Origin of the sequence: Pseudoruegeria aquimaris (genome assembly GCF_900172235.1) — a bacterium.
Taxonomy (GTDB): Bacteria; Pseudomonadota; Alphaproteobacteria; order Rhodobacterales; family Rhodobacteraceae; genus Pseudoruegeria; species Pseudoruegeria aquimaris.
In genome coordinates this window covers 31841-47086 of the sequence record NZ_FWFQ01000016.1, presented here as the reverse complement: position 1 = coordinate 47086, position 15246 = coordinate 31841, and the positions used below count along the sequence as shown (strand labels likewise).

At 66.9% G+C, this 15246-nt stretch carries 18 protein-coding genes; 13 read left to right on the top strand and 5 right to left on the bottom strand.

The annotated features are described in order from the left end of the window. Nucleotides 1-211: 211 nt before the first annotated feature. From PSA7680_RS11845 to mdh, 3 genes are all read right to left on the bottom strand, one after another. A complete protein-coding gene (locus PSA7680_RS11845) occupies nucleotides 212-1009 on the bottom strand; it encodes a sulfotransferase family protein (protein WP_085868931.1) in 798 nt (265 codons plus the stop codon). 74 nt (nucleotides 1010-1083) lie between these two features. Further along, nucleotides 1084-1722: a hypothetical protein gene (locus PSA7680_RS11840; protein WP_085868930.1), complete on the bottom strand. Its 639-nt coding sequence runs from the start codon at nucleotides 1720-1722 to the stop codon at nucleotides 1084-1086. A gap of 157 nt (nucleotides 1723-1879) precedes the next feature. Then, complete coding sequence (gene mdh, locus PSA7680_RS11835; RefSeq protein ID WP_085868929.1) at nucleotides 1880-2842, bottom strand: malate dehydrogenase; 963 nt, start codon at nucleotides 2840-2842, stop codon at nucleotides 1880-1882. Between the two features lie 186 nt (nucleotides 2843-3028). On the opposite strand from mdh, the gene PSA7680_RS11830 reads away from it, so the two are divergent. Next, the gene (locus tag PSA7680_RS11830) at nucleotides 3029-3781 is read left to right on the top strand and encodes a sulfite exporter TauE/SafE family protein (RefSeq protein WP_085868928.1); all 753 of its coding nucleotides are present in this window, start codon (nucleotides 3029-3031) and stop codon (nucleotides 3779-3781) included. A 79-nt stretch (nucleotides 3782-3860) separates the two neighbouring features. Here PSA7680_RS11830 and PSA7680_RS11825 read toward each other — a convergent pair whose 3' ends face one another. Continuing rightward, nucleotides 3861-4175, bottom strand: a complete 315-nt coding sequence (locus PSA7680_RS11825) for a hypothetical protein (RefSeq protein ID WP_085868927.1) — start codon at nucleotides 4173-4175, stop codon at nucleotides 3861-3863. Between the two features lie 200 nt (nucleotides 4176-4375). On the opposite strand from PSA7680_RS11825, the gene PSA7680_RS11820 reads away from it, so the two are divergent. From PSA7680_RS11820 to PSA7680_RS11765, 12 genes are all read left to right on the top strand, one after another. After that, nucleotides 4376-5230: an HpcH/HpaI aldolase/citrate lyase family protein gene (locus PSA7680_RS11820; RefSeq protein WP_085868926.1), complete on the top strand. Its 855-nt coding sequence runs from the start codon at nucleotides 4376-4378 to the stop codon at nucleotides 5228-5230. 3 nt (nucleotides 5231-5233) lie between these two features. Beyond that, nucleotides 5234-5791, top strand: coding sequence for an NnrU family protein (locus PSA7680_RS11815; protein WP_085868925.1), 558 nt, complete (start codon nucleotides 5234-5236; stop codon nucleotides 5789-5791). Continuing rightward, nucleotides 5788-5991 (top strand): DUF1737 domain-containing protein, encoded by a 204-nt coding sequence (locus PSA7680_RS11810; RefSeq protein WP_085868924.1) that lies wholly within the window; start codon nucleotides 5788-5790, stop codon nucleotides 5989-5991. The genes PSA7680_RS11815 and PSA7680_RS11810 overlap by 4 nt, the downstream gene beginning before the upstream one ends. Then, nucleotides 5992-7026, top strand: a complete 1035-nt coding sequence (locus tag PSA7680_RS11805) for a MaoC family dehydratase (protein WP_085868923.1) — start codon at nucleotides 5992-5994, stop codon at nucleotides 7024-7026. Between the two features lie 44 nt (nucleotides 7027-7070). After that, on the top strand, nucleotides 7071-7835 hold the full coding sequence (locus PSA7680_RS11800; RefSeq protein ID WP_139838628.1) for a DUF4344 domain-containing metallopeptidase: 765 nt from the start codon (nucleotides 7071-7073) through the stop codon (nucleotides 7833-7835). 168 nt (nucleotides 7836-8003) lie between these two features. Next, nucleotides 8004-8393 carry a succinate dehydrogenase, cytochrome b556 subunit gene (sdhC, locus tag PSA7680_RS11795; RefSeq protein WP_085868921.1) on the top strand — a complete coding sequence of 130 codons (390 nt, stop codon included), beginning with the start codon at nucleotides 8004-8006 and terminating at the stop codon, nucleotides 8391-8393. Between the two features lie 10 nt (nucleotides 8394-8403). After that, on the top strand, nucleotides 8404-8775 hold the full coding sequence (locus tag PSA7680_RS11790) for a succinate dehydrogenase, hydrophobic membrane anchor protein (RefSeq protein WP_085868920.1): 372 nt from the start codon (nucleotides 8404-8406) through the stop codon (nucleotides 8773-8775). 21 nt (nucleotides 8776-8796) lie between these two features. Then, nucleotides 8797-10605, top strand: coding sequence for a succinate dehydrogenase flavoprotein subunit (gene sdhA / locus PSA7680_RS11785; protein ID WP_085868919.1), 1809 nt, complete (start codon nucleotides 8797-8799; stop codon nucleotides 10603-10605). Beyond that, nucleotides 10605-10823, top strand: coding sequence for a hypothetical protein (locus PSA7680_RS11780; protein ID WP_085868918.1), 219 nt, complete (start codon nucleotides 10605-10607; stop codon nucleotides 10821-10823). Before sdhA ends, PSA7680_RS11780 begins: the two co-directional genes overlap by 1 nt. Before the next feature lie 57 nt (nucleotides 10824-10880). Continuing rightward, the gene (locus PSA7680_RS11775) at nucleotides 10881-11660 is read left to right on the top strand and encodes a succinate dehydrogenase iron-sulfur subunit (RefSeq protein ID WP_085868917.1); all 780 of its coding nucleotides are present in this window, start codon (nucleotides 10881-10883) and stop codon (nucleotides 11658-11660) included. A gap of 153 nt (nucleotides 11661-11813) precedes the next feature. After that, a complete protein-coding gene (locus tag PSA7680_RS11770; RefSeq protein WP_085868916.1) occupies nucleotides 11814-13469 on the top strand; it encodes an FAD-binding dehydrogenase in 1656 nt (551 codons plus the stop codon). Nucleotides 13470-13518: 49 nt separating this feature from the next. Then, nucleotides 13519-14382, top strand: coding sequence for an urea carboxylase-associated family protein (locus tag PSA7680_RS11765; RefSeq protein ID WP_085868915.1), 864 nt, complete (start codon nucleotides 13519-13521; stop codon nucleotides 14380-14382). 71 nt (nucleotides 14383-14453) lie between these two features. Here PSA7680_RS11765 and deoD read toward each other — a convergent pair whose 3' ends face one another. After that, nucleotides 14454-15158, bottom strand: coding sequence for a purine-nucleoside phosphorylase (gene deoD / locus PSA7680_RS11760; RefSeq protein WP_085868914.1), 705 nt, complete (start codon nucleotides 15156-15158; stop codon nucleotides 14454-14456). Between the last annotated feature and the right edge of the window lie 88 nt (nucleotides 15159-15246).

Genomic DNA, 15246 nt, shown 5'->3' with positions numbered 1-15246 from the left:
ATCGGCGGAAAACCGTCAAAATAGTCAAATTTGTGATCACAAGCAGAAAAAGTGTGATCACGAAATGCGACGCGGGGGAAATCGACATGATTGCGGTGCCGAAACCGACTCAGACGGCGGGCTGTCCGGATATTAGCGCTCACGTCGCCCGGCTGGATCCGGGCCGTGAAACGGCGCCGCCGGCCACTCCGGACGCCGCTCCGTGCGCCGCTCAGAGCGCTTCCGTCATCGGGTAGAGTTCCAGCAGCGGGCTGCCCTCCAGAACGCTGCGGAAATGATCCCGGTCCGCCGCGTCGAGGCTGTGGTAGCCGGTGTCCCGGACCTTCGCCTCGTAGCCTTCGCGCGAAAGCGGGTTGCGGCCGAAGGCGCGGGCGCTCTTCTCGGGCAGGCGCGGCCTGTCCACCCGCCGTGCCTCCCAGGCGCCGATCCTGCGGAAGGCCGCCTCGGGATCGAGCACGAGATCCTCGTAGCGCAGGATGCAGGCCGAGGGATCCTCCGCCGCGTAGGCGAGATAGCTTTCGGCCTTGGCGCGCAGCAGGTGCAGCGGGCTTTCGAACAAGCGCTGCTCGAAGCCGTCGCGCGCAACGGTCAGCCAGGGGGCGCGGATGAACTCCGCGTAGGCGCGCGGCACCCGTGCCAGCCCGTGGAACGGGTTCTGGTGCATGGATCGGCTCCAGCTGACCGGGTGGCGCAACAGGAAGACGATCCGAACGCTTTTCGGTGCGGCGAACTCCCTGCGCAGCCGCTCGCTGGCGGCGGCGTGCTTCCAGCCGCCGTTTTCCGCCAGTTCGGCGAAATGGTTGTGATCCTGGATCGCCTCCTTCGCCGCCCGTGGGCTGCTCCAGCGGCTCGCCAGCCCCGGCAGCGCGCGGCGCTGGCGCTCCGAGAGGCCAGAGGAGGTCGGGTAGAGCTGCACGTCGAATTGCGTCGCCAGCATCTTGTGCAGAAGGTTGGTGCCGGAATTGCGTTCCCCCATGACCTTGAAAGCGGGGCGGGGTTCGGTGGTCATGGAGAGGGGCTCCCTTCGCTGCGGCGGCGCGCAGCACGCTAGGCCGCAGGCGGCCGCCTGACAAGACCGTCCGCCTATCGGAAATGCACGATCCCGAGCCCGTAGCTGCGGAAGACGGGCACGCGTTCGTCCGCGCGGCCCGAGGCGCGCAGGTAGAAGTCCGGCAGGGGCAGGTCCTCCTGCGTGACGGCGAGCAGGCTGTCCTCCGCCCGTGCGCGTGGTTGCGTGGGGATCATGATCCAGGCCGCGCCGGCGGCGCGCATGGCGCGATCGCCCTGCACCAGCCGGGCCTCGGAAACGAAGCCGTTCACGGCGTTCCGGAGCGCGGCCAGCGCCTGCGCCTCGCTCACGTTGGGCGAGCTGACGCTGCAATAGGTCTCCCGCGAACCGCGCCGGGAAGGCCCTGCCGGCGCAAGCGCGCCGTCGGATTCCCCGACGGTGGCGATCAGGAAGTTGCGCGTGTCCACGAAGCTGACGAGCCTGCCCAGCCCCGAGGCCGCATCGAAGCCGTAGTCGGCGAGCGCCTTCTCGGTGGCGGCGAAATCCCCGGCATGGGCGAGGCAGGCCTGCCGGAACAGCCGCGTCATCCGCGCGACCGTCTCTTCCGGCGGCGGCGCCGGCACCGGCGGGCGCGCGGCGCAGGCGGTGAGCAGGAGCAGGGCGCATAGCCCGATCGCGGCGCGGGCGCGGCAGGTCTTGGCGGACGATCTCATGGGGGCGGGTGTCCCGAAGCGAAGGTTGCTGCCCCGTGAGATTGCACGCCGCCCGCCGGCTTCGAAAGTGAAAACGCGAAGGATGGGGCCATGGCTGGGCAAAAAAAGCGGGGCCGGGGCCCCGCTTCATCGATGGTCCGGTTTCCGAACGGCCGGCTCAGGCCAGCGTCGGGTCGATGCCTTTGCAGGCTTCCACGAGGCCTTTCACGGCGTTCACGGAGTTGTCGAACATCGCCTGCTCGTCCTTGGACAGCTCGATGTTGAGGATCTTCTCGATGCCGTTGGCGCCGATCACCGTGGGCACGCCCACGTACATGCCTTCGAGGCCGAAGGCGCCGTCCACGTAGGCGGCGCAGGGCAGCACGCGCTTCTGATCCTTCAGGTAGGCTTCGGCCATCTCGATCGCGGAGGCCGCCGGGGCGTAGTAGGCGGAGCCGGTTTTCAGCAGGCCGACGATCTCGGCGCCGCCGTCACGGGTGCGCTGCACGATGGCGTCCAGCTTCTCCTGCGTGGTCCAGCCCATCTTCACGAGGTCGGGCAGCGGCACGCCGGCGACGGTGGAGTAGCGGGTCAGCGGCACCATCGTGTCGCCGTGGCCGCCCAGCACGAAGGCGGTGACGTCTTTCATCGACACGTTGAACTCCACCGACAGGAAGTGGCGGAAGCGGGCCGAATCCAGAACGCCGGCCATGCCGCAGACCTTGTTGTGGGGCAGGCCGGAGAATTCGCGCAGCGCCCAGACCATGGCGTCCAGCGGGTTGGTGATGCAGATCACGAAGGCGTTCGGAGCGTTGTCGCGGATGCCTTCGCCGACCGATTTCATGACCTTCAGGTTGATGCCCAGCAGATCGTCGCGGCTCATGCCCGGCTTGCGCGGCACGCCTGCGGTCACGATCACGACGTCCGCGCCGGCGATGTCGGCGTAGTCGGTGGTGCCGGACAGCGCCGCGTCGAAACCGTCCACGGGGCCGGATTCAGCGATGTCGAGCGCCTTGCCCTGCGGGATGCCGTCGGCGATGTCGAAGAGGACAACGTCACCGAGTTCCTTGAGGGCGGCAAGGTGGGCAAGCGTGCCACCGATCTGACCGGCGCCGATGAGGGCGATCTTGGGTCTGGCCATGGATTCGATCTCCAGTTTGGTTGAGCTTGGCGCGATGCCTAGTGGTTTCAGGCCTTTCGCGCAAGTGCGCTGCGGCGCGGCATTTCGCAACATTATTGCCGGGGGCGCCAACATTACTGCTTTTAGCGCTAACACTTCCCGGCTAAACCGAAGCCATGCTGACCCAACGGCAGGAGGAGCCGGGCTGTGGAGCTGAACCTGACATTCTTTCTCTTCGCCGTGCCGGCCGTGCTCTACGCGGGCATCTCCAAGGGGGGATTCGGCTCGGGCGCGGCCTTTGCCGCCGCGCCGCTGCTGGCGCTGGTGCTGCCGCCCGAGCTTGCGGTGGGGCTGATGCTGCCGCTCCTGATGCTGATGGATGTGACCGCCCTGAAGCCCTACTGGCGCAAATGGGATGGCCCCAGTTCCCGCCGCCTGATCCTCGGCAGCCTGCCCGGCGTCGCCCTCGGCGCGCTGCTGTTCGGGCTGGCGGACGCCGATCTGCTGCGCCTGATGCTCGGCGTGGTGGCGCTTTCCTTCGTGGCCTTCCAGTTCGGGCGCCACATGGGCTGGATCCGCATCTCGGAAAAGCCGCTGGCCGGCTGGATCGGCTATCTCACGGGGGCCATCGCCGGCTTCACCAGCTACATCAGCCACGCCGGCGGCCCGCCGGTGGCGATCTACATGCTGTCACAGAACGTGGGGAAGACGACGTATCAGGCCACGTCCGTCATCGTGTTCTGGGCAATCAACCTGTTCAAGGCGCTGCCCTACGCGCTGCTCGGCATGTTCACGGCGCAGACGCTGCTGGCCAACCTGCTGCTGGCGCCGGTGGCGATCCTCGGGGTCTGGATCGGGGTGCGGGCGCATCACTGGATGCCTGAGCGGCCCTTCTTCATCCTGACCTATGCGCTGCTTTTGGCGACGGGCGCGAAGCTCGTCTACGAGGGGCTGGCCTGATCAGGCCCCCCCTACCTGATCGGCGGCGGGCCGGCGGGCCGGCGGGCCGGCGGGGCGGACCGGCCGACGCATCCGGCCTTCAGGCCTTGGTGCCCTTGGCGGGAAGCGGTTCGGTGATGGGCTCGTAGGCCTGACCGGAGGCCACGAGGCAGGTCATGCCGTTGGGCAGGGTGGCGGTGATCGTCCAGGTGCCGGTTTCGGCGGAGGCGAAGGTTTCCACGACGATGTTGTCGCCGCCGAGCGCCACCGAGCGCCGGGTTTCGCCGTAGTGTGATTGCAGGCGTTCGAGCACTTGGTCGCGCTGGGCGCAGTTGCCGCCCTGGGCGAAGGCGTGGTTCGTGGCCAGCAGCATGGCGCCGATGCCGAGCGAGAGGGCGAAGAAGCCGTTTCTCATGATGATCCCCTTTTCGTTCGCGGGCCGCGATGTCGAGGCCCGACCGGGGAAAAGCCTGCGCCCGCGGTGGCGAAAAACCGGTTAATGGGCCGCGCCGGGCGAGCCGGGCACAAGGTTATTTCTGCGCTGCGGCAATTTTGGGGTTGTCATTTCCTGCTCAGTTGCGATGTTTTACGCAACTTTATTGCGGAGGCGGAATCATGGAACAACTCGCACGGCCCTATCGTTCGGTCCTTTACATCCCCGGTTCCAAGGCGCGCGCGCTGGAGAAGGCCAAGGGGCTGCCGGTGGACGCCATCATCTTCGATCTGGAGGACGCGGTGGCCGTGGAGGAGAAGGCCGCCGCGCGGGCCCTGCTGGCCGAAACGCTGACGGCCGGCGGCTACGGGCCGCGCATGAAGATCGTCCGCATCAACGGGCTGGACACCGAATGGGGCGCGGCGGATGTGGCGGCCATGAAGAACGTTGGCGCGGATGCGATCCTGCTGCCCAAGGTCAATTCCGCCGCCGACGTGCAGGCGCTCGCCGATCTCCTGGGCGACACGCCGATCTGGGCGATGATGGAAACGCCGCTGGGCATCCTCAACGCCGCCGAGATCGCGGCCCATCCGCAACTCACGGGTTTCGTGCTGGGCACCAACGATCTGGCCAAGGATCTGAACACCCGTTTCCGCGCCGACCGCGAGCCGCTGCTCACCAGCCTGCAACTCTGCCTTCTGGCCGCCCGCGCCCACGGGGTGGTGGCGATCGACGGCGTCTACAACGCCTTCAAGGACGAAGAGGGCCTGCGCGCCGAATGCGAGCAGGGCCGCGACATGGGCTTTGACGGCAAGACCCTGATCCACCCCGCGCAGGTGGCCATCGCCAACGAGGCCTTCGCGCCCTCGGAAGCCGAGATCGATCTCGCCAAGCGCCAGATCGCCGCCTTCGAAGCGGCCGAGGCCGCGGGGCAGGGCGTGGCCGTCGTGGACGGAAAGATCGTCGAGAACTTGCACATCGTCACCGCCCGTCAGACACTCTCCAAGGCAAAGGCAATCGCAGCATTGGAGGGATAGCCCATGGGGCTTCTGATTTCGGGCGTGGCGCTCTGGGCGCTGGCGCATTATTTCAAACGGCTGGCCCCGGCGCGCCGCGCCGCGATGGGCGACAAGGGCAAGGGGCTGGTGGCAGGTGCCATCGGACTTTCGCTGCTGCTGATGATCTTCGGCTACCGCGGTGCCGAGTTCATCCCGGTCTACAGCCCGCTGCCGGGCATGGGGCATCTGAACAACCTGCTGATGTTCGTGTCGATCTACCTCTTCGGCGTGGGCAGCAGCAAGGGCGTGCTGGCCAGCAAACTGCGCCACCCGATGCTGCTGGGCATGGCTGTCTGGGGCGTGGCGCATCTGGTGGTGAACGGCGATCTGGCCTCGGTCATCCTCTTTGGTGGGCTGATCCTCTGGGCGATCTCGGAGATGCTGATCATCAACCGGGCCGAAGGCCCGTGGGACGCGCCCGAACCGGGGCCGCGGAGCAAGGATTTCAAGCTGGTCGGTCTCACGTTCCTGATCTATGCGGTGATCGCCGGGATCCACACCTTCCTCGGCTACAATCCATTCCTGGGGACCTACGGATGAAACTCTACCGACTGCTCACCGAAGACGATACCTCCGCCTTCTGCCACAAGGTGACCGATGCCCTGAACAAGGGCTGGGAACTGCACGGCTCGCCCGCCTACGCCTTCGACGCCTCAAACGGCGTCATGCGCTGCGCGCAGGCCGTGGTGAAGGAGGCCGAGGGCACCTACACACCCGAGATCAAGCTGGGAGAACAGTAAATGGCCAAGACCAACCGGGGCCGGTTTTTCGAAGATTACAGGCTGGGCGAGGTGATCCGCCACGCCGTGCCGCGCACGCTTTCGGGCGGCGAGCGGGCGCTCTATCACGCGCTCTACCCGGCGCGCCATGCGCTGGCCTCTTCGGACGAATTCGCCCGTTCGGTTGGTCTGGACGCCGCGCCGCTGGACGATCTGATCGCGTTTCACACCGTCTTCGGCAAGACGGTGCCCGACATCTCGCTCAACGCGGTGGCCAATCTCGGCTATGCCGAGGGGCGCTTCCTGAAGCCCGTGCACGCGGGCGATACGCTCACCTCGGAGTCCGAAGTGATCGGGCTGAAGCAGAACTCCAACGGCAAATCCGGCGTCGTCTACGTGCGCACCACCGGGCGCAACCAGCAAGGCGAGGCCGTGCTGGAATACGTGCGCTGGGTGATGGTGCGCAAAAGTGATCTCGAGGCCCCGGCGCCGGAAACGGTGATCCCGGATCTCGCGAAGGCGGTGCCCGCCGATCGGCTGGTGATCCCGGCGGGGCTGGATTTCACCAACTACGATTTCAGCCTCGCCGGCGAGCCGCATCGGCTGGGCGATTATGCCGTGGGCGAGAAGATCGACCACGTGGACGGGGTGACGATCGAGGAAGCCGAGCACATGCTCGCCACGCGGCTGTGGCAGAACACGGCCAAGGTCCACTTCGACGCCACCTTCCGCCCCGACGGCCGGCGCCTGATCTACGGCGGGCACGTGATCTCGATGGCGCGCGCGCTCAGCTTCAACGGGCTGGCCAATGCGCAGATGATCGCGGGCATCAACGCGGGCGCCCATGCGAACCCCTGTTTCGCGGGCGATACCGTGAAGGCCTGGAGCGAGGTGCTGGACGTGGCCGAGACCGCCGCGCCCGGCGTCGGCGCGATCCGGCTGCGGCTCGTCGCCGTGAAGGCCGGGGCGGCGCCCTTCGCGCTGAAGGGCGAAGACGGGAAATATCTGCCCGAGGTCTTGCTCGATCTGGATTACTGGGCTCTGATGCCTCTCTAGCGGTTGCGCGCCCCCGCGCGGCCCCCAACAGGAAGGAGCCGCCGGTGCCCGGAAAGATCGCGCAACACGCCGCCGCCCTGGCGGTTCTGGCCCTGCCCGCGCTCGCGAACGAGGAAGAGATCCGCGCCGGTTTCGTCGAGGCGAACCTGCTGGGCATCTTCTACCACGAGCTCGGCCACGCCCTCATCGATCTGGAGGGCGTGCCGATCTTCGCGCAGGAAGAGGATGCCGCGGACGTGTTCTCGATCCTGCTGATCGATGCGCTCTTCGACGAGACGACGGCGCAGGTCATCGCCGAAGATACCGCCTACGGCTTTCTCGGGGAGGTCTACCTGAAGGAGGAAGCCGGCGAGGACACCGCCTGGTGGGATGTCCACGGGCCCGACGAGCAGCGCTTCTACAACACGGTCTGCCTGTTCTACGGCGCCGCCCCCGAGGAGCGCGAGGGGCTGGCGGTGGATCTGGGCCTGCCCGAGGAGCGCGCGGACTACTGCCCGGAGGAATTCGACCAGGCGCTGGATGCCTGGGGCGGGGTGCTGGACGATCTGGCCGCCCGGTTCGAGGCCGGGGAGGGGCACGCGATCACCTTCGTGCCGGGCGAGGCCGAAGAGGGCGTGCTGGCACTGCCGCTCATCGCCAACGAGGTGGCGGCGCTGAACGGCGAGTTCCGGCTGGCCGAACCGCTCACCGTCACGTTCGAAACCTGCGGCGAGGCCAATGCCTTCTACGATCCCGAGGTGGCCGGAATCACGATGTGCCTCGAATTCGAGGACCATCTGCACGATCTCTACGATCTGGTGACGGACTAGCGAATTTTGTGATCACACAGGAAATATGTGTGATCACAAGCTGCGTCAAATCAGCCGAAATTGGCCGGATTAGCGCTAACGCCGCCTGCTAAAGCGTGACTCGCGCTCAAATATCGCTATGGATGAGCCAATCGTGATCCAAAGGCTCATCACCTGAAAGGGTATCCCATGGCAGATGTGAACAGGGGGCAGCGCCCGCTTTCGCCCTTCATGATCGGTCCGTACTACCGACCTCAACTCACCTCAATGTCCTCCATCATGGTGCGCATCTCCGGGATCGTTTCCCTCGGGGCGGCGGTGCTGCTGGTGTGGTGGCTGCTCGCCGCGGCGACGTCCGACGGCGCCTTCGCCTTCATCGACGGGCTGCTGCGCAGCTGGTTCGGCGATCTGGTGCTCTTCTTCGCCACCTGGGCGCTCTGGTATCACACGCTCGGCCGCCTGCGGCACGTGATCTGGGATTTCGGCTACTGCTTCAAGGTCGAGACGGCCGAGAAGCTGGGCATCGGCATGTTCGTCGGCGCGACGGTGCTGGCGATCCTCACCGCCATCGTCGTCTGAGGAGGGATCAATGCGTTACCTGACAGACCGCAAACGCGCCGTCGGCCTCGGCTCCGCCCGCACCGGCACGCAGACCCACTGGCAATTCACCGTGCGCTCCATCGTGATGGTGGTGCTGGTGCCGCTTTTCGTCTTCACCTTCGGCGCCGGTCTCGGCGGCACGCGGGAAGAGGTGCTGGCCTACTTCAGCCAGCCGTTCCCGGCCATCGTCACCGGGCTCGCGCTCGTCGTGGGGCTGGTGCAGCTGATGTACGAGGCGCTGGAAGCGGTGGAAGACTACGTGCACGGCATTCCGGGCGAGCTGGCCCGCGTGGCCGTGAAGGCCCTTTCCTACACGCTGATCGCGGTGAGCCTCTTCGCTCTCGTGAAAATCGCCCTCTGAGCGCGGCAAGGATCAAGACAGATGACAGCAGCATACCAATACGAAACCCATGAATACGACGTCGTCGTCGTGGGCGCCGGCGGCGCCGGCCTGCGCGCTACCCTGGGCATGGCCGAGCAGGGGCTCAAGACCGCCTGCGTGACGAAGGTCTTCCCGACGCGCTCGCACACGGTGGCGGCGCAGGGCGGCATCGCCGCCTCGCTCTCCAACATGGGCCCGGACCACTGGCAGTGGCACATGTATGACACCGTGAAGGGCTCGGACTGGCTCGGCGACACCGACGCGATGGAATACCTCGCCCGCGAGGCGCCCAAGGCCGTCTACGAGCTGGAGCACTACGGCGTGCCCTTCTCGCGCACCGAAGAGGGCAAGATCTACCAGCGTCCCTTCGGCGGCCACACCACCGAGTTCGGCGAAGGCCCGCCGGTGCAGCGCACCTGCGCCGCGGCCGACCGCACCGGCCACGCCATCCTGCACACGCTCTACGGCCAGTCGCTCAAACACAACGCCGAGTTCTACATCGAATATTTCGCCATCGACCTCATCATGACGGACGACGGCGTCTGCCAGGGCGTCGTCTGCTGGAAGCTCGATGACGGCACGATCCACGTCTTCAACGCCAAGATGGTGGTGCTGGCCACCGGCGGCTACGGGCGCGCCTATTTCTCCGCCACCTCCGCGCATACCTGCACGGGCGACGGCGGCGGCATGGTGGCCCGCCAGGGCCTGCCGCTGCAGGACATGGAGTTCGTCCAGTTCCACCCCACCGGCATCTACGGTTCGGGCTGCCTGATCACCGAGGGCGCCCGCGGCGAAGGCGGCTACCTGACGAACTCCGAAGGCGAGCGCTTCATGGAGCGCTACGCGCCGACCTACAAGGATCTGGCCAGCCGCGACGTGGTTAGCCGCTGCATGACGCTGGAAATCCGCGAAGGGCGCGGCGTGGGCAAGGAGGGCGATCACATCCACCTCCACCTCAACCACCTGCCGCCGGAAACGCTGGCCGAGCGCCTGCCGGGCATCTCCGAAAGCGCCAAGATCTTCGCCGGCGTTGACGTCACCAAGGAGCCGATCCCGGTTCTGCCCACGGTGCACTACAACATGGGCGGCATCCCCACCAACTACTGGGGCGAGGTGCTCAACGCCGATTCCGAGAACCCCGAGCGCATCCAGCCCGGCCTGATGGCCGTGGGCGAAGCCGGCTGCGCCTCGGTGCACGGCGCCAACCGTCTCGGCTCGAACTCGCTGATCGACCTCGTGGTCTTCGGCCGCGCCGCCGCGATCCGCGCCGGCCAGGTGGTGAACCCGAACGAGCCCAACCGCCCGCTCAACACCAAGTCGGTGGATGCGGCGCTGGCCCGTTTCGACGCCCTGCGCTACGCCAACGGCGGCACCCCCACCGCCGAGCTGCGCCTCGAGATGCAGAAGACGATGCAGGCCGATGCCGCCGTGTTCCGCACCGACAAGACGCTGGCGGAAGGCGTCGAGAAGATGACGGCCGTGGCCGCCAAGCTCGACGACCTCAAGGTCACCGACCGCACCCTCGTGTGGAACTCCGACCTGATGGAAACGCTGGAGCTGACGAACCTGATGCCCAACGCCATGGCAACGATCGTCGGCGCCGAAGCCCGGAAGGAAAGCCGCGGGGCCCACGCCCACGAGGACTACCCGGAGCGCGACGACGAGAACTGGCGCAAGCACACGCTGGCCCGCGTCGATGGAAACAAAGTGTCCCTCGATTACCGGCCCGTGCACCTTGATCCGTTGACCAAAGAAGAAGAAGGTGGAATCGATCTGAAGAAGATTGCACCGAAAGCGAGGGTCTACTGATGTCTGTCCGCCGTCTGCCTGCACTGTTCCTTGGCCTGGCCCTTCTGGGGCTCGCGGCCTGCGGACCATCGGCAGACACCAGCGGATTGCCGACGCAGTTCCCGCTGCTGGAGGGAGATCAGGATCTCTGGCCGACGATGAGCGATGCGGAGCGCCAGCGCGCGATCCTCTTCCTCACCTCGGGCAGCACGATCCAATCCTCCCTTCTGGCAGACTAGCCAACCCGCGGGCCCCTGTGGCCCGCCCCGATGAGACACATATGAAAGGGTGAGCAGATGGTGCAATTCACACTCCCCAAGAACTCGAAGATCGTCACCGGCAAGACGTGGCCGAAGCCCGAGGGCGCGACCAACCTGCGCAAGTTCCAGATCTACCGCTGGAACGAGGAAGACGGAAAGAACCCGCGCATCGACACCTATTTCGTCGATATGGACACCTGCGGCCCGATGGTCCTGGACGCGCTGATCAAGATCAAGAACGAGATCGATCCGACGCTGACCTTCCGCCGCTCCTGCCGCGAGGGCATCTGCGGCTCCTGCGCGATGAACATCGACGGGATCAACACGCTGGCCTGCATCTACGGCATGGACGAGATCAAGGGCGACGTGAAGATCTACCCGCTGCCGCACATGCCGGTGGTGCGCGATCTCATCCCCGATCTTACCCATTTCTACGCCCAGCATGCCTCGATCATGCCCTGGCTCGAAACCAAGACGAACCGGCCCGCCAAGGAGTGGCGCCAGTCCATCGAGGATCGCAAGAAGCTCGACGGCCTCTATGAATGCGTGATGTGCGCGTCCTGTTCCACCTCCTGCCCGAGCTACTGGTGGAACGGCGATCGCTACCTCGGCCCGGCCGCGCTGCTGCACGCCTACCGCTGGATCATCGACAGCCGTGACGAAGCCACCGGCGAGCGCCTCGACGAGCTGGAGGATCCCTTCAAGCTCTATCGCTGCCACACGATCATGAACTGTGCCAAGACCTGCCCGAAGGGTCTGAACCCGGCGGAGGCCATCGGCCAGATCAAGAAGATGATGGTGGAGCGCGCCATCTGATCCGTGCAGTCGAGCCTGTTCTCAAATCGCCCCGGGATCTCCCGGGGCGTTTTCGTTTCCGGCCCTATGGTGCCTGCGGGGTGACGCCACGTCCGCCCTGTCACCGCCCCGGCCCGCTGGCTAAGCTTCGCGGCAACAACGGGGGAGGCGTTGATGGCACATCTGGAGAACAAGGCCGACGTGATCGTGGTCGGCGGCGGGCTTTCGGGCCTGGTGGCCGCCCACGAGGCGGTGTCGCGCGGGCGCAGCGTGCTGCTGCTGGATCAGGAGGGGGCGCAGAGCCTCGGCGGGCAGGCCTGGTGGTCGCTCGGCGGGCTGTTCATGGTGGACACCCCGGAACAGCGCCGCATGGGCATCAGGGACAGCCGCGCGCTCGCCGCGCGGGACTGGTATGGCTCCGCCCAGTTCGACCGCCCCGAGGATGCCAATCCGAGGGCCTATGCGGAAGCCTACCTCGATTTCGCCGCCGGCGAGATGCGCGGCTGGCTCCAGGGCTTCGGGATGCGTTGGTTCCCCGTGGTGGGCTGGGCCGAACGCGGCGGCGCGCTGGCCGATGGCCACGGCAACTCGGTGCCGCGGTTCCACATCACCTGGGGCACGGGCACCGGCGTGGTGAAACCCTTCGCCGCGCTGGCCCATGAGGCGGCCGCCGCGGGCCGGCTGACCTTCGGCTTCCGCCATCGCGTGCGGGGGCTCGTCGTGGAGGGCGGCGTGGTGACGGGCGTGGAGGGCGACGTGCTCGCCGAGGCGCAGGAGGTGCGCGGCGCCGCGACCAACCGCGATGTCACCGGCAGCTTCCGCTACACGGGCGAAAGCGTGGTGATCGCCACCGGCGGGATCGGCGGCAACCATGATCTCGTGCGCAGGCACTGGCCGGAAGACCGCCTCGGCAAGGCGCCCAAGTTCATGGTCTCCGGGGTGCCCGACTACGTGGACGGCCAGATGCAGATTGCCGCCGAAGCCGCGGGCGCAGGCGTCATCAACGCCGACAGGATGTGGCACTACACCGAAGGCCTGCGCAACTGGGATCCGATCTGGCCCAACCACGGAATCCGCATCCTGCCCGGCCCCAGTTCGATGTGGTTCGACGGCAACGGAAAGCGCATGGAGGCGCCCTACCTGCCGGGCTTCGACACGCTGGGCACCCTCAAGCGCATCCTCGCGGCGGGCCACGAACACAGCTGGTTCATCCTCACCCAGAAGATCATCGAGAAGGAATTCGCCCTTTCGGGCTCCGAGCAGAACCCGGACCTGACGTCCGGAAAATGGGCCGAAGTGCTGAAGCAGCGTCTCGGCAAGGGGGCGACCCCGGCGGTGGAGGCCTTCAAGTCCAACGGCGCCGATTTCGTGGTCGCCGACGATCTGGAAACGCTCGTGGCCGGAATGAACCAGCTGGCGCCCGATGCCCCGCTGGATCCGGCCGCCATCCGCGCCCAGATCGAAGCGCGCGACGCCCAGATCGAAAACCCCTACGCCAAGGACGCGCAGGTCATCGCCATTCGAGGCGCGCGCGCCTACCGGGGCGATCGCCTGATCCGCACCGCGAAGCCCCACCGGATCCTCGACCCGTCAGCCGGGCCGCTTATCGGCGTGAAGCTCAACATCCTCACCCGCAAATCGCTGGGCGGCCTGCACACCGATCTCACCGGGCAGGTGCTGCGCCCGAACGGCAGCCCCTTCTCCGGCCTCTTCGCGGCGGGCGAGGTCGCCGGTTTCGGCGGCGGCGGCTACCACGGCTACAACGCGCTCGAAGGCACCTTCCTCGGCGGCTGCCTGTTCTCCGGGCGCCTCGCCGGCCGACACGCTTGATGCGCAGGGGCAGGCGTGGTGAATTGGCCCGGCCCAGCCCGGAGACGCCATGAAACCCGCCCAGCCCGAAACGCCCGAACCCACGGATGCCGCCGCCCGCCGCGCGGTCGCACCGGTCGTCTGCTACCCGGTTCAAACCCTTCCCAGGCCCGACATGGCCCTCTACCGGGCGGCGCGGGAAACCCTCGCTCCCGTGTCCGAGGTCACCGTGCCCCCGCGCGAGGCTCGCTGCTTCCATGTGCCCGCCGGGCATTTCTTCCGCATACACTGCGTGGAGGGGCCCCAGGTCGGAGATCTGAACCTCTGGAACGCCCAGGATCTGAACGAGCGTTTCTATTCGGGCAAGACGCGCGCCCTGCATGGCACCCACCTCTCCACCGGCGATCGCCTGTGGTCCGGCTTTCCCGCGCTGCGCCCGCTGGCCACGATCACCCATGACACGCTGGACTGGTATGGCTTCGATGCCTTCGGCGGCTCCGTCCACGACGTGATCGGCACCCGCTGCGATCCCTATACCAACACGCTGCTCTCGGGCGAGCAGTATCACCACTGCTGCCACTCCAACCTCACGCGCGCCTTGAGCGCGGAAACCGGCCTGCCGCCGGCCCGGGCCGAACGGCTGGTGCACGACGTGCTCAACGTCTTCATGTGCACCGGCTTCCTGCGCGACACCGGCCAATATTTCATGAAGCAGAGCCCGGTGCGCCCGGGCGATTTTCTTGAATTCTTCGCCGAACAGGATCTTCTGGGCGCGCTATCGGCCTGCCCGGGCGGGGATTGCGGCGCCGAGCATTCCAGCGATGCCGCGGCCTGCTTCCCGCTGCGGGTCGAGATCCTCTGCCCCGCGCCCGGAGCGCTCGCCGGCTGGAACCCGCCGGAACCCAACGGCTATGATGGCAGCCACGGGCTCTAGGCGCATACTTTGTTCCGGAAATATCCCCGCCGGAGGCAGGAAGTCCGGGCCCGCAAGGGCCCGGCAAGGCGTCAGGCGAAGGCCGCCTGAAGCGCGATTTCCACCATGTCGCCGAAGCTCTTTTCCCGCTGGTCGGAGGGCAGGGCCTCGCCGGTAAGCAGGTGGTCGGACACGGTGAGCACCGCCAGCGCGCGCCGGCCGTGGCGGGCGGCGAGGTTGTAGAGCTCGGCGGCTTCCATCTCCACCCCGAGGATGCCGTGGCGCGTCATCTGCTCGTTGAGGTCGGGGCGCTCGTCGTAGAAGACGTCCGAGGAGTAGATCCCGCCCACGTGGGTCGGGGTGCCCTTGGCCTCGGCGGCCTCGGCGGCGGCCTTCAGCAGGGACCAGTCGGCGCAGGGGGCGAACTGGAACTCCTTGAAGATCCCGCGCGAGGGCGTGGAGATCGAGGAGGCCGTCATCGCGAGGATCACGTCGCGCACCTTCACGCTTTCCTGCATCCCGCCGCAGGAGCCGATGCGGATCAGGGTCTGCGCGCCATAGTCCCGGATCAGTTCGTTGGCGTAGATCGAAAGGCTGGGCATGCCCATGCCCGAGCCGTGGATCGTCACGCGGTTGCCTTTCCAGGTGCCGGTGAAGCCCAGCATCCCGCGCACCTCGTTGACGAGTTTCACGTCTTCAAGAAAGGTCTCCGCCGCCCATTTCGCGCGGTAGGGATCGCCCGGCAGAAGCACGGTTTCAGCAATGTCGCCCGGTTGGGCACCGATATGGATGGTCATGGTCCAGCTCCGCTTGGTTGCGTTTGGCTCCCGGTATGGCGCGCAGGACGCGGCGCTGCAAGCGCGCTTGCACCCGATGCCGGCGGAA